Annotated in this window: 11 protein-coding genes and 2 pseudogenes; 3 read left to right on the top strand and 10 right to left on the bottom strand. The window is 72.3% G+C overall.

Features of this window, described 5'->3' with window-relative positions; all coding sequences use genetic code 11:
* Positions 1-39 precede the first annotated feature (39 nt).
* From DA075_RS02060 to DA075_RS02030, 7 genes are all read right to left on the bottom strand, one after another.
* Positions 40-657: an LbetaH domain-containing protein gene (locus DA075_RS02060; RefSeq protein ID WP_099951795.1), complete on the bottom strand. Its 618-nt coding sequence runs from the start codon at positions 655-657 to the stop codon at positions 40-42.
* 3 nt (positions 658-660) lie between these two features.
* Positions 661-1,338, bottom strand: a complete 678-nt coding sequence (locus DA075_RS02055; RefSeq protein WP_244936480.1) for a DUF1045 domain-containing protein — start codon at positions 1,336-1,338, stop codon at positions 661-663.
* 288 nt (positions 1,339-1,626) lie between these two features.
* Positions 1,627-3,138, bottom strand: a complete 1,512-nt coding sequence (locus DA075_RS02050) for a fumarate hydratase (protein ID WP_099951793.1) — start codon at positions 3,136-3,138, stop codon at positions 1,627-1,629.
* A gap of 132 nt (positions 3,139-3,270) precedes the next feature.
* Entirely contained in the window at positions 3,271-4,410 is a 1,140-nt protein-coding gene (locus tag DA075_RS02045; protein ID WP_099951792.1) for a CaiB/BaiF CoA transferase family protein, read from the bottom strand.
* A gap of 2 nt (positions 4,411-4,412) precedes the next feature.
* A complete protein-coding gene (locus DA075_RS02040) occupies positions 4,413-5,849 on the bottom strand; it encodes an aldehyde dehydrogenase family protein (RefSeq protein WP_099951791.1) in 1,437 nt (478 codons plus the stop codon).
* 145 nt (positions 5,850-5,994) lie between these two features.
* The gene (locus DA075_RS02035; protein WP_099951790.1) at positions 5,995-6,276 is read right to left on the bottom strand and encodes a hypothetical protein; all 282 of its coding nucleotides are present in this window, start codon (positions 6,274-6,276) and stop codon (positions 5,995-5,997) included.
* 78 nt (positions 6,277-6,354) lie between these two features.
* Positions 6,355-6,555, bottom strand: coding sequence for a hypothetical protein (locus DA075_RS02030; RefSeq protein WP_099951789.1), 201 nt, complete (start codon positions 6,553-6,555; stop codon positions 6,355-6,357).
* A gap of 544 nt (positions 6,556-7,099) precedes the next feature.
* On the opposite strand from DA075_RS02030, the gene DA075_RS02025 reads away from it, so the two are divergent.
* The gene (locus DA075_RS02025; protein WP_099951788.1) at positions 7,100-8,479 is read left to right on the top strand and encodes an aminotransferase class III-fold pyridoxal phosphate-dependent enzyme; all 1,380 of its coding nucleotides are present in this window, start codon (positions 7,100-7,102) and stop codon (positions 8,477-8,479) included.
* 149 nt (positions 8,480-8,628) lie between these two features.
* On the opposite strand, the pseudogene DA075_RS02020 reads toward DA075_RS02025, so the two are convergent.
* Positions 8,629-8,838 (bottom strand): annotated as a pseudogene (locus DA075_RS02020) (rhodanese-like domain-containing protein); the annotation flags it as partial.
* 4 nt (positions 8,839-8,842) lie between these two features.
* On the opposite strand from DA075_RS02020, the pseudogene DA075_RS02015 reads away from it, so the two are divergent.
* Positions 8,843-9,673: pseudogene (locus tag DA075_RS02015) on the top strand (helix-turn-helix domain-containing protein); the annotation flags it as partial.
* A 98-nt stretch (positions 9,674-9,771) separates the two neighbouring features.
* Here DA075_RS02015 and DA075_RS02010 read toward each other — a convergent pair.
* Positions 9,772-12,234, bottom strand: a complete 2,463-nt coding sequence (locus DA075_RS02010; protein WP_099951786.1) for a PAS domain S-box protein — start codon at positions 12,232-12,234, stop codon at positions 9,772-9,774.
* A gap of 200 nt (positions 12,235-12,434) precedes the next feature.
* Between DA075_RS02010 and DA075_RS02005 the strand changes: the two genes are divergently transcribed.
* On the top strand, positions 12,435-12,884 hold the full coding sequence (locus tag DA075_RS02005; RefSeq protein ID WP_099951785.1) for a MarR family winged helix-turn-helix transcriptional regulator: 450 nt from the start codon (positions 12,435-12,437) through the stop codon (positions 12,882-12,884).
* Positions 12,885-12,888: 4 nt separating this feature from the next.
* On the opposite strand, the gene DA075_RS02000 is transcribed toward DA075_RS02005, so the two are convergent.
* Complete coding sequence (locus DA075_RS02000; protein ID WP_099951784.1) at positions 12,889-13,869, bottom strand: LysR family transcriptional regulator; 981 nt, start codon at positions 13,867-13,869, stop codon at positions 12,889-12,891.
* Positions 13,870-13,929 lie beyond the last annotated feature (60 nt).

The following is a 13,929-nucleotide window of genomic DNA, read 5'->3' as shown; positions in this document are numbered from 1 at the left end:
CGCCGGTTCAACGACGATAGGATGACAGTCCGTCAGTGCTTAGCCGGCATACTTATCAAGGAAGGCCTCGATCGGAAGCTGGCGAAAGTCCGGGAGGGCGGCGCGCAACCGGCCGTGGTCCCAGTCCCACCAGGCGAGGGCGAGCAGGCGCTCGGCGGTGGCCTCGTCGAAGCGGCGGCGCACCGGCCGGCCCGGGTTGCCGACCACGATGGTGTAAGGCTCCACGTCCCGGGTGACGATCGCGCCCGCCCCGATCACGGCGCCGGTGCCGATGCTGCGCCCCGGCAGCACCACGACCCCGTGGCCGATCCAGACGTCGTGGCCGAGGGTCACCGGGCTCGCCCGGCGGCGGTCGAAGAAGGCGGGCTCGTTCTCCTCGTCGGGCCAGTACGAGGCGGCCCGGTAGGTGAAGTGGCTCTGCGAGGCCCGCTCCATCGGGTGGTTGCCCGGGTTGATCCGCACCATCGCGGCGATCGAGCAGAACTTGCCGATGGTGGTGTAGATCACCTCGCCGTCATTGCCGATGTAGGAATAGTCGTCGAGCACCGTCTCGGTGAGCTGCGTGCGCGGGCCGATCTCGGTGTAGCGGCCGAGACGGCATTCCCTGACCCGGGCGGTCGGGTCGATGACGGGTTCGAGCCCGAGTTGTCCGGCCATCGGTCAATCTCCGAACGGGATGCGCTGCAGCACCCGGAACGGGCCTGAGCCGTCCTGGCGCAGGACCGACAGGGCGTCGAGGGTGAGGCTTTCGCCCGTGCCGTAGGCCGCGGCGAGGCGCTCGCGCCAGGGCGCGCGGGCCTCCTCGGGCAAGGCGTCGGTCAGGGTCATGTGGAAGCGGAACGCCTCGAAGACGTAGGGGTAGCCCCAGCGCGCCAGCAGCGCGCGGCCGCGGGGGCTCAGGCGCTCGGGGTGCCGGCGCGCGGTCTCGGCCTCGGTGAGGGATGCGCGGAACGGCTCGAAGGCGGCGACGCATTCGGCGGCGAACAGGCCGAGTTCGGGCGGCGCGGCTCGCGGGACCAGGGCCGTGAAGGCGCCGAGCGTCGCGACGTGCAGGGGACCGACCGGGACCGGCGGGTGATCCGCCGCCAGGGCGAGAGCCGCCTCGAGCAGGTCGGCCTCGGTCACACCGGGGCGCAAGCGCATCGGCGCCTTCAGGGTGGCGTGGAAGCCGTAGCGGCGGGGGGAGTCGGTCACGCCCGCGAGGTCGGCCATCCCCTCCGGGCGGGACAGCGCCGCGCCGGTGTGGTTGTCGTAGCCCAAAACGGCGTTGCCGAAGCCGGCGAGGTCCGAATCGGGCTTCGGCGTGAAGTAGAGGGCGTAGCGTGGGGTGCCGGTCACGCGGTTCTCCTTTTGCCGCATGATTCAGCATGGCTGCGTGACTGAACGGTGACGGTGGACGACGGGCGCGAGGGGGAGTGCATGACCCCTCCCCCCTCTGCGGGGGAGGGCGGCCTACGGAGTAGGCCGGGAGAGGGGCAGCGCGACGCTGATCCACGATTCGCTGTTCATCGAGCGCGCGACCTCTCCGGGGGCGGCGCCCCCTCTCCCGCCCTGCATTCGCAGGTCACCCTCCCCCGCAGAGGGGGGAGGGAGAAGTCCGCGCTCATTCGGCAGCCGACCGCGCCCTCACGCCGGCACCGCCTCCCGCACCGGCCGCCGCCAGCGCGCCGGGCCGTCGCGGTGGACCGAGGTCCCGGCGGCGTCGACCGCGACCGTCACGGGCATGTCCTCGACGACGAATTCGTGGATCGCCTCCATGCCGAGATCGGCGAAGGCCAGCACCCGCGCCGACTTGATCGCCTTCGACACGAGATAGGCGGCCCCGCCGACCGCGATCAGGTAGGCGGCGCCGTGGCGGGCGATGGTCTCGACGGCGGCCGGTCCCCGCTCGGCCTTGCCGACCATCACGAGGAGCCCGGTCTGCGACAGGATCGGCTCCAGGAACTTGTCCATCCGCGTCGCGGTGGTGGGGCCCGCGGGGCCCACCGCCTCGTCGCCGACGGCGTCGACCGGGCCAACATAGTAGATCGCCCGGTCGCGCAGATCGACCGGCAGCGGCTCGCCCGCTTCCAGCATCCGGGTCAGGCGGAGATGCGCCGCGTCGCGGCCGGTGAGCAGATGGCCGGAGAGCAGCAGGGTCTCGCCGGCGCGCCAGGTCGCCACCTCCTCGCGGGTCAGCCGGTCGAGGTCGACCCGCCTCCCGGCCGCCGTGGCGACGCTGACGTCCTGCGGCCAGAGGTCGAGGGAGGGCGGAGTGAAGACGGCGGGACCGCTGCCGTCGAGGGTGAAGTGGGCGTGCCGGTCGGCGGCGCATTGCGGGATCAGGCCGACGGGGAGCGAGGCGGCGTGGACCGGGAAGGTCTTCAGCTTCACGTCGAGCACGGTGGTGAGCCCGCCGAGCCCCTGCGCACCGATGCCGAGGGCGTTGACCCGCTCGAAGATCTCGAGCCGCAATTCCTCCTCCTTCGAGGACGGGCCCCGGGCGCGGATCTGCGGCAGGTCGATCGGATCGAGGAGCGAGAGCTTGGCCAGCGTCATCGCCTTCTCGGGCGAGCCGCCGACGCCGATGCCGAGCATGCCGGGCGGGCACCATCCGGCCCCCAGCGTCTCGACGGTGCGCACCACCCAGTCGGCGACCGAGTCGCTCGGGTTGAGGGCAGCGAACTTCGCCTTGTTCTCCGAGCCGCCGCCCTTCGCCGCGACGTGGACCTCGAGCGTCTCGCCCGCCACCATCTCGACGTGGAGCATCGCCGGTGCGTTGTCGCCGGTGTTGCGGCGGCCGAACAGCGGCTCGGAGACGACAGAGGCGCGCAACGGGTTGCGCTCCTCGCGCCAGGCCCGGCGCACGCCCTCGTCGACGATCTCCTGGAGCGAGCGGTTCGACACGATGCGGGCGTTCAGCCCGACCTTCATGAACACCTGCGCGGTGCCGGTATCCTGGCAGATCGGCCGCCGGCCGAAGGCGGCCATGCGCGAATTGACCAGGATCTGCGCCATCGCGTCCCGGGCCGCCGGGCTCTCCTCGCGCCGCCAGGCCTCGGCGAGGTTCTGGATGTAGTCCGCCGGGTGATAGTACGAGATGAATTGCAGGGCGTCGGCGATGGAGGCGACCAGGTCCTCTTCGCGAATGGTGGCCATGGTGGTCCTCCCCGGATCGGTTATGAAATTTCCGGCTCCTATACCGCTTCGGCAACCACTGCGTCATCCCGGGCTCCGCTTTCGCGGCCCCGGGACGACCCTGAGAGGTGGAAACGATCGGGATTTCGGCGCTTACGCCGCGAATTCCCGCCGGATCGCCTCGCTGTGCTCGCCGATTCCCGGCACCCGGCCGAGCACCGGAGCCTGCCCGTTCCTCAGGGCCGGGGGCGCCACGATCGAGGCCGGGCCGGCCTGGGTCTCGACGGTCACCCGCCGCAGGGCCGGGTGGTGGACGAGGTCGGCCAGCCCGTTGACGAAGCCATAAGCCGTGCCGGCCGTGCGCAGCCGCGCCGCCGCCTCGTCGCGGCTCAACTCCGCGAAGACCTGCGCCACCACGGCATCGACCTCGGGGCGGTTCGCCACCCGGGCGTTGTTGCTCTCGAATCCCGCCCGCGACGGCAGGTCGGGCTGGCGCAGGAACTCGGCGCAGAACTTCGCCCATTCGCGCTCGTTCTGGATCGAGAGCAGCACCAGGGCCCCGTCCCGGGTCGGGAAGGCGCCGTAGGGGCAGATCGACGGATGGGCGAGGCCGACCCGCTGCGGCGCCCGGCCGGTGCCCTCGAAGTAGAGGAGCGGCACGTTCATCCAGTCGGCCATGCCGTCGAACAGGCTGACCTCGAGCTTCGCCCCCTCGCCGGTGATGCCGCGGGCGATCAGCGCCTCCAGCACGGCGGCATGGGCCGCCATGCCGCAGGCGATGTCGCAGACCGACACCCCGACCCGGCCCGGACCCGCCGGGTGCCCGGTGATCTCGGCCAGCCCGCTCTCGGCCTGGACCAGCAGGTCGTAGGCCTTCATGTCCGAGTAGGAATGGCCGGAGCCGTAGCCGGTGACGTCCACGGTGATGAGCCGCGGATAGCGGGCGCGCAGCGCCTCCGAGCCGAAACCGGCGCGGGCGGCAGCGCCCGGCGCGAGGTTCTGGATGAACACGTCGGCCTGGGCGAGGACGGCGTGAAGAAGCGTTGCGTCGCCCGGGTCCTTGATGTCGGCGACCAGGCTCTCCTTGCCGCGGTTGAGCCAGACGAAGTAGCTCGCCAGGCCGTTCACCGCGGCGTCGTAGCCGCGGGCGAAATCGCCCTCCGGCCGCTCGATCTTGATGACGCGGGCCCCCGCGTCGGCGAGGCGCGAGGAGCAGTAGGGGGCTGCCACCGCCTGCTCGAGCGCCACCACGGTCAGGCCTGCGAGCGGCCGGACCCCACTCCCCGCCACCATGATCAGACCCCGTGCTTGATCGCGATCATCTTCATGGAGCCGAAGCCGTAGAGCGCCTCGAACCCCTTCTCGCGACCGTGGCCCGAGCCCTTCACGCCGCCGAAGGGCAGCTCGACGCCGCCGCCGGCACCGTAATTGTTGACGAAGACCTGGCCCGACTTGATGCCCTTCGACAGGCGCAGAGCCCGGCCGAGATCCGACGTCCAGATTCCGGCGGCGAGGCCGTACTCGGTGCCGTTCGCCACCTTCAGGGCCTCGGCCTCGTCGCGCACCCGGATCGCCACCAGGACCGGCCCGAAGATTTCTTCCTGCGCCAGGCGGTGGTCCGGCGGCACGTCGCCGATCAGGGTCGGGCGGACATAGTAGCCGTCGCCCGGCACGTTGGTGCCGAGTTCGCCTTCGGCCAGGATGGTCAGGCCGTCGCGGCGGGCGAGGTCGATATAGCCCTGCACCCGCTCGCACTGCTTGGCGTTGACCACCGGGCCGAGATCGAGGTCCTGCTCGCCCGAGCCGACCCGCAGGGTCTTGAAGCGGTTCGCCAGGTCGGCCGTGAAGCTGTCGTAGATCGCGTCCTCGACGATCACCCGCGAGCCGGCCGAGCAGGTCTGGCCGGCATTCTGGGTGATCGCCTTGACGATGGTGGTGCCGGCCTCCGAGAGATCGGCATCGGCGAAGACCACCTGGGGCGACTTGCCGCCGAGCTCGAGCGTCACCGGGATCGTGTTCTTGGCCGCCGCCGCCTGGATCAGCGTGCCGACCTCGCGCGAGCCGGTGAAGCTGATGTGGTGGATGCCCTTGTGCGAGGCGAGCGCCGCGCCCGCCTCCTCGCCGAGGCCCGTCACCACGTTGAGGCTGCCGGCCGGGAAGCCGGCCTCGGCCGCGAGCTTGGCCAGATGCAAGGCCGAGAGCGAGGTGTCTTCGGCGGGCTTGAGCACGACCGCGTTGCCCATGGCCAGCGCCGGGGCGACCGAACGGCCGGTCATCTGGAGAGGGTAGTTCCACGGCACGATGACGCCGACGACGCCGTGCGGCTCGTAGACGGTCATCACCGTGAAGCCGTTCTGGAACGGGATCGTGTCGCCGTGCACCTTGTCGGCGGCGCCGCCATAATACTCGAAGTAGCGGGCGCAGACCTGGGCGTCGTTGCGGGCGAGGGTGATCGGCTTGCCGACATCCTCGCTCTCCATCTGCGCCAGGATCTCGGCGTCGCGGCGGATCAGCTCGGCGAGCTTGAGCAGCAGCCGGCCGCGGGAGGCGGCGTCGAGGCGGCCCCACTCGCCGTCCATGGCGGCCTGGCCGGCCTTGACGGCGGCGTCGATCTCGGCCGCGCCGCCGCGGGCGATGCGGGCCATCTCCTGGCCGTGCGACGGGTTGATGACCGGCAGGGTCGCCTCGCTGCCGGTCCAGGCGCCGCCGATGAAGTGCTGGTGGGCGTTCATGCTTCAACCTCCCGTGGCGGCCGGCCACCCTGGCGGCAGCCGGCCTGCTGTTGGGCGCGGTGTTACCGCGCCGGGAGGGCCAATTCCAATACGATCGACGGGCGGGCGCGATAGAATCGGGATATGGCGGCCGCCCGGTGCGCCCTTAGCGGCTGCCGCTGCCGGCACTGCCCTGCGGCACCGCCCGGGACGGCTGACCGGCATTGCCGCCGGCGGCCGAGTTGCCGGTGACGGTCGAGGCACCGGTCGGCCCGGGCGCTGCGACGCCAGCGGGATTGCCGCCGGTATTGTTCTGCGTCGGCGCGACGGTGCCGGTGGCAGCCGGCCCCGTGCCCATACCGGGAGCGGTGGAGGGGGCGGCGGTCTGGGCCGACGCCGCGCCGGCGACGAGAAGGCTGGCGGCGAGTCCTGCAAGAATCGAACGCATTCTGCTCTCCTGTGGGATCTCGAATTCATCAGATCCTGGACCCGACAACGCACTCGATGTGATCCGGTTCGACTGTCTTCAATTATGCTGCACGATGATGCGGCGCAGCATCGTGCAGCATTCCGCGAAATCGGCACGCCCGATCGACTCGTCGGGCCGGTGCGCCTCGGCGATGCGGCCGGGCCCATAGATGATCGACGGGATGCCGGCGGCCTGGAACAGCCCCGTCTCGGTGCCGTGGCTCACCGCCCCCGGAGCCGGCCAGCGCCATGTCGACATGGCCCGACAGGCCGATGCCGGACCTGTCGGGCGGGCCGATCGAGGCGAACAGGTTGGCGCGGTCCCCCTCCGGCCCCGGCAGCACCCGCACCGCGACGCCGTAGCGGGCGAGACAGGTGCGCGCACCCAGTCCACGATCGCGCCGTTCGGCGCGCGACAGACGGAGGGGAGTGCGACGAGGTCGGAGAGGAGGGGGCGGTCATCGGGGCTCTCGCATCGGGGCACTCGCGCTGGCGGTCCCGGCACCCTGATCCGGGACGACCGGCGCGCTCCGGCGGAAAGCCGCTCGCTGCGGCAGAACCTGCGGCAGGAGACGCCCAGCCCGGCAGGACGCCACCGCCTCGCCGGACGCGCGATCCCGGGCGAGTTGCCAGCTGACAATCCCGGCGAAGTGCGGACCGCTCCGTCGCGCGTGCCCACCATCATTTCTGCCGCTTCCCCCCTCCCAACCCGCAACCCCGCGCGGTGCCGCGGGACCAGTTCGGCGGAAAATCCCGCAGCCTCCCGCGCATGGTTGGGACCCCGCCGCCCGGAGCCGTGACCCATGCGCGCCAATTCCCTGATCGAGCTCGACCGCGACCATCTCATCCACCCGGTGATCTCGTGGAAGGGCCACGAGGCGCGCGGCGCCACGGTGCTGCAATCGGCGGACGGCGCGTACCTCACCGACGCCGAAGGCCACACCCTGCTCGACGGGTTCTCGGGCCTGTGGTGCGTCAATGTCGGGTACGGCCACGACTCGATCGTCGAGGCGGCGGCCGAGCAGATGCGGCGGCTGCCCTACGCCACCGGCTACTTCCACTTCTCGAGCGAGCCGGCGATCCGCCTCGCCGCCCGCCTCGCCGAGATGGCGCCCGGCGACCTGAACCACGTCTACTTCACCCTGGGCGGCTCGGACGCGGTCGATTCGGCGGTACGCTTCATCCGCTACTACTACAACGTGACCGGCCGGCCGGCGAAGAAGCACATGATCGCCCTGGAGCGGGGCTATCACGGCTCCTCGACCATCGGGGCGGGGCTGACCGCGATCCCCGCTTTCCACGACGGCTTCGACGCGCCGACCCCGCTCCAGCACCACATCCCCTCGCCCTATCCCTACCGCAACCCGGCCGGCGACGACGACGCGGCGGTGATCGCCGCCTCGGTGGCGGCGCTGAAGGCCAAGGTCGAGGAACTCGGGGCCGACACCGTCGCGGCCTTCTTCGCCGAGCCGGTTCAGGGCTCGGGCGGCGTGATCGTGCCGCCGGACGGCTGGCTGAAGGCGATGCGCGACGCGGCGCGCGACCTCGACATCCTGTTCGTCGCCGACGAGGTCATCACCGGCTTCGGCCGCACCGGCCCGCTCTTCGGCTGCGAGCATGACGGCGTGGTGCCGGACCTGATGACTACCGCGAAGGGCCTGACCTCCGGCTACAGCCCGATGGGCGCGGTGCTGATGTCCGACCGGATCTACCGCGCCATCGCGGACAACGCGCCCGCCGGCAAGCCCATCGGCCACGGCTTCACCTACTCGGCCCATCCGGTCAGCGCGGCGGTCGGCCTCGAGGTCTTAAGGCTCTACACCGAGGGCGGCCTCCTGGAGAACGGCCGCCGGGCGGGCGAGCGCTTCACCGCGGGTCTGAAGCGCCTCGCCGACCACCCCCTCGTCGGCGACGTGCGGGTGCGGGGTCTCCTCGCCGGCGTCGAGCTGGTCACCGACAAGGCGAAGCGCACGAAACCCTCGGCCGATCTCGGCCTCTCCGGTCACCTCGCGCGGTTCGGCTACCGGAACGGCGTGATCTTCCGCGCCTTCGCGGACGACATCGTCGGCTTCGCCCCGCCGCTCTGCTGCTCGGAGTCCGACATCGACACCCTGCTTGCCCGCTTCGAGCAGACGCTGAACGACGTCCTCGCCGTCGCCGACGTGCGCGCCGCGCTGGCGTGAGACGGGGTTCGGACATGACCGGCATCTCGCACCCGCGACCTCGAGGCTCCCGTCACGACCCGGCACGGAATCCTCCTCTCCCAGACGGCCCTCTGCTCGCGGGGAGAGGAGGCACGCACGACTCATTGCTTCGGTTCCGGAACTGACCGTCAGCCTCCCGCCCACGAAAACCCCTCATCCACCCACCCGGTGAACCCGCCGATCATCACCTTCACCGGCAATCCGAGTTCGGTGAGGTGGAGGGCGGCCTTGTTGGCGCCGTTGCAGTGGGGACCGGCGCAGTAGACCACGAACAGCGTGCCGGCGGGCCACTCGGCCATGCGCCTGGGCGTCATCTTGCCCCGCGGCAGGTTGAGGGCGGCGGAGTCTGGCCCCCCGCACGCGGGCGGCGGCCTCACGGTCGCGGTCGAGGGCGGGCTGGAGGTGCTGGCGGAGGCCGACCTCGTCGTGGTGCCGGGCTGGCGGGCGATCGACGCGCCCGTCCCGCCGGACCTCGTCCGGGCCCTGCGCGACGCCCATGCGGGCGGCGCCCGGCTGATGTCGCTGTGCTCAGGAGTCACGGTCCTGGCGGCGACCGGGCTCCTCGACGGGCGCCGGGCCACGACCCACTGGCGCTACGCGGCGGCGATCGCGGCGCGCCACCCGGCCATCGCCCTCGATCCGGACGTGCTCTACGTCGACGAGGGCCGGATCCTGACCGCCGCCGGGAGCGCCGCCGGCATCGACCTGTGCCTCCACGTCGTGCGCGGCGACTTCGGGCCGGACCTCGCCAACAGGGTGGCGCGCCGCCTCGTCGTACCGCCGCACCGGGAGGGCGGCCAGGCCCAGTTCATCGAGGCGCCGGTCCTGCGGGAGCGCGAGGCGGCCCGCCTCGGGCCGGTGATCGACGCGATGCGGGCGGGCCTGCACGAGGACCGGCCGCTCGCCGCCCTGGCCCGCCTCGCCGGGATGAGCCTGCGCACCTTCCAGCGCCGCTTCATCGCCGCGACCGGCCTGCCGCCGGGCGAGTGGATCATCGCCGAGCGGCTGCGCCTCGCCCGGGAGATGCTGGAGCGGCCGGGCGCCGTGTCCCTCGCCGAGATCGCCGCGGCGAGCGGCTTTCGCAACCCGGCCGGCCTGCGCCACCATTTCCGCAGCCGCCTCGGCACCAGCCCGGCGGCCTACCGGCGAAGCTTCGCCGGGCGCCGTTCCTAACCAGGTTTCGCAAAAGCAATGGCCGGTTTTGCGGCAAAAAGCTGCGACAAAACAAGACTCTAAGCGGACGAAGCGTTGGCCTGCCAACGCAAGTCCGCTTAGCTGACCGTCGCCGTGCTGCGCCGCCGCTGCCCGATGGCGCTCGCCAGCATGTGCGAGAGCTGCTCGGCCGAGTACGGCTTGTTCAGCAGCGGGAAGCCGTGGGAGCCCTCCTGCGCCAGCACGTGGCTGTAGCCGGAGGTGAGCAGCACCGGCAGGCCGGGATGGCGCTGGCGCAAGGCCTTGCCGAGCTCGATGCCGCCCATGCCGGGCATCACCACGTCGGAGAACACCGCGTCGTAGCCGGCATCCTGCGCCAGCACGTCCAGGGCGGCCTCGGCGTTGGTGACCCAGGTGGCGACGTAGCCGAGATCGTTGAGGATCTGCGCGGCGAAGCGGCCGACTCCGACATTGTCCTCGACGAGGAGGATCCGCTGGCCGGCCCGGGCCGGCGCCAGGCCCTCGTCCGCCGGCGCCGGCCGGCCGGCCTTGGCGGGGGCGGACACCTCGGGCAGGTAGAGGACGAAGGTGGAGCCTTCGCCCAGCCGGCTCGTCACGTCGACGTCGCCGCCCGATTGCTTGGCGAAGCCGAAGACCTGGCTCAGGCCGAGGCCGGTGCCCTTGCCGACCTCCTTGGTGGTGAAGAACGGCTCGAAGATCTTCTCGATCACCGCCGGCGGCATGCCGGTGCCGGTATCGGTGAGCGCGATCGCCGCGAAGGGACCCCTGGCGGCGGCGTGGCCGCGGATCTCGGGCTTCTGGGCCCCGCAGGTGATACTCAGGGTCAGCGTCCCCTCCCCGTCCATGGCGTCGCGGGCATTGACCGCCATGTTGATGAGCGCCGTCTCGAACTGGCTGAGATCGGCGCGCACGAAGCACGGCCGGTCGGGGGCTTTGGTCACCACGCGGATGCGCGCGCCCGTGACCGTGTCGAGCATGTCGGCCACGCCCTGGAGGCGGGCGACCACGTCGAACACCTCCGGCGCCAGGGTCTGGCGGCGGGCGAAGGCGAGGAGCTGGCCGGTGAGCTTGGCGGCGCGGTCGACCGTGTCGGAGACCGCGTCGAGGTAGCGCGCCTTGCGCGCCTCCGGCAGCTCGGGCCGGCGCAGGAAATCCACCGACGAGCGGATGATGGTGAGCAGGTTGTTGAAGTCGTGCGCCACGCCCCCGGTCAGCTGGCCCACCGCCTCCATCTTCTGCGACTGGCGCAACGCCTCCTCGGCCTGGACGAGACGGTGGGCGCGCTCGCGCTGCTCGGTCACGTCGCGGGCGACGCAGTACAGGCTGCCCTCGAACGGCACCGCCCGCCACGACAGGGTGCGGTAGCCTCCGTCCCGGGTGCGGAACCGGTTCTCGAACGAGGTGGTCGGCTCGCCGGTGCCGAGGCGCTGGATCTCGGTCCGGGTCCGGTCCTGGTCCTCCAGGTGTTCGAGCCAGCCGGAGGTGCGCCCGACCACCTCCTCGGGCTGCCAGCCCAGAATGGCCGTCCAGGCCGGGTTGACGCTGAGCCAGACCCCGTCGGCATCGGCCACGCCCAGCATGTCGCGGCTCACCTGCCAGATCCGGTCGCGCTCGGCGGTGCGGGCCGCGACCTGGCGCTCCAGGGTCTCGTTGAGGCCGCGCAGGGCCTCCTCAAGCCGGCGCCGGGCGGTGATGTCGTTGAACAGCACCGCGACGTGGCGGGCCTCCGGCGGATCGACCCGGAAGGCATAGACCTCGTACCAGCGCTCGCCGAGACCTTTCGCCGGCTGCACGAAGCGCACCGGCTCGCCGGTCAGGGCCACCCTTCCGTAGAGGTCGTACCAATGCTGCTCGTGGGTGGGGGACAGCTCGCGCATCCAGCGCCCGGTCGCGTCCGTGAGGCCGGTCTGGCGCGCGAAGGCGGGGTTCACCTCCAGGAAGCGGTAATCCTCCGCCCTGCCATCCGCGCCGAAGCGCAGGGCGACGACGCAGAAGCCGGCATCGATCGCCTCGAACAGCGTACGGTAGCGCGCCTCGCTGCGCCGCAACGCCTCCTCGGCCCGGCGCCGGCCGGTGATGTCGATGATGAACTCGAAGCCGGTCCCGTCCTCCAGTCGGGTCGCGGCGCACAGGCCCCAGAACCGCGAGCCGTCGCGCCGCAGGTATTCGCGCTCGGTCGAGTCCGAGCGGCCCCGCGCCTGGAGCTCGGCGATGACGCGCCGGGACGTCGGCTGCCATTCCGGCGGCACCAGGGTGGCGCCGGTGAGCCGGCCCGCGGCCAGATCCTCGCGGCTGTAGCCGCTCATCGCCAGGAAGGTGTCGTTGGCCTCCAGCACCCGGCCGGCCATGTCGAAGACGATCGCCCCGACGGTCTCGATGTCGAGCGCGGCGCGCAGGCGCGGATCCACCAGGAAGCCGCCGCCCTCGCCCCGGGGCCGTCCGGCGCGCGCCAAGGCTGCCTGGGCCACGGCCTCGGCCCGCGCCTGCTCGGCCGCCGCCAGGGCGGCGCGCAACCGCGCATTCTCCGCAACCAGGTCCGGGACGTGTCCGGAATCCGCCATTCCTCTCCCACCCGCACGGGCGCCGCGCGGTCTCGAGCGCATCCGCCTCATCCCCTCCGCCCCATATAGCGGAGGCGGGCCCTGCGTCTCCACCCTCCCGCCGCGATCACCGGCGGGGGCGGGACGCCCGCATTGCGGCGGAGCGGGGAAGGCCGCATATCTGGGCACGGCCCCGCGACGGCGGGGCGCGGAGGCGTTGCGTGACGATCCATCCGACCCGCTGCAGCAACGCGGCCCTGCGCCGGGCGACGCGCAGCGTCAGTCAGCTCTACGACGACGCCCTGGCGCCGAGCGGCCTGCGCGCGACGCAGTTCGGCCTGCTCGGCACGATCCGCCGCCTCGGCACCCCGACCATGGGCGAACTGGCCGACGCGATGGTGATGGACCTCTCGGGGCTGGCCCACACCCTCAAGCCCCTGACCCGCGACGGCTATGTCAGCGTGGTCCCGGACCCGCGGGACCGCCGGGCGCGGCGCATCGCCCTGACGCCGTCCGGCACCGCCAAGCTCGAGGAGGCGATGCCGCTGTGGCGGGCGGTCCAGGACCGCTTCGAGGCTGCGTTCGGGCCCGAACAGGCCGACCTCCTGCGCGACCTCCTGCACCGGCTGGCCGTGCCGGAGTTCCGCGACGCGTTCGCGGCGCGCCCCTGACCCGTCAGGGAGATCCCGCCCGGTCCCCGCGGCCCGCCTCGCCCGCTCCCGCCATCCCCCCGCCCGACGAGGTCCCGGTCAAGGTCCCCGCCATCCCGCGGGCGAGGTGCTGCAGGAGCGCGGCCGCCGCGGGCGGGAGCTGGCGGCCGAGGCGGGTGACGATCCGGGCCTCCACCGCGTTGAGGCCCGGATCGGCGAGGGGCAGGGCGACCAGGATCCCCGCGGCCATTTCCGGCGCGGCGCAGAAGGCCGGCAGCAGCGTCACGCCGGTGCCGGACGCGACGAACTGCTTGAGCACGCCGATCGAACCGGTGGTCAGCGCCGGTTCGAGCCGCGCGCCCTCCGCCTGCTCCGCCGCCGCGATGATCTGCCGGATGCCGGTGGCCGGGTGCATCGTGCCGAGGCGGTGGCCGGCAAGGTCGGCGAGGCGGACCGGGCCCCGATGGGATGCGAGCGGGTGGTCCTCCCGCACCAGCACCCGGATCGGGTGGGGCATCGCCAGATGGGTGCGCAGGCGCGGCTCGGGCGGCGGGTTGTAGACGAGGCCGAGATGAGCCTCGTCCTCGACGACACGGCGCACCACGTCGTTGGTCGCCGCGAGGTCGAGGGTCATGGTCAGGGCGGGGTGGCGGGCCCAGAAGCCCTGGAGCAGGCCCGACATCAGGTCGCCGATGAAGCCCTCGCCGAGGACCACGCCGATATGGCCGCGTCGCAGACCTTTGAGCGCGGCGAGCTTGGCCAGGATGTCCTCCCGATCGGAGGCCTGGCGGCGGTGATAGTCGAGGAGCAGGGCGCCGGCCGGGGTCGCCCGCACGCCGCGGCTGTGGCGCTCGATCAGGGGCGTGGCGAGCTGCACCTCCATCTGAGCGAGCTGGCGGCTCACCGCCGAGGCGTTGACGTTGAGCTTGTCGGCCGCAGCCCGGACCGAGCCGCAGCCGACCGCCTCCGCGAGGTAGCGCAGGCAGCGCTCGTCGAGGCTGTGCATTGGTCTCCTCCCCTTTCCCGCTCGCCGGGTGCGTTGCCGGCAAGGCAACGCAAAATACCG

Origin of the sequence: Methylobacterium currus, assembly GCF_003058325.1 — a bacterium.
Lineage (GTDB): Bacteria > Pseudomonadota > Alphaproteobacteria > Rhizobiales > Beijerinckiaceae > Methylobacterium > Methylobacterium currus.
This window is presented reverse-complemented; position numbering and strand designations above follow the sequence as displayed.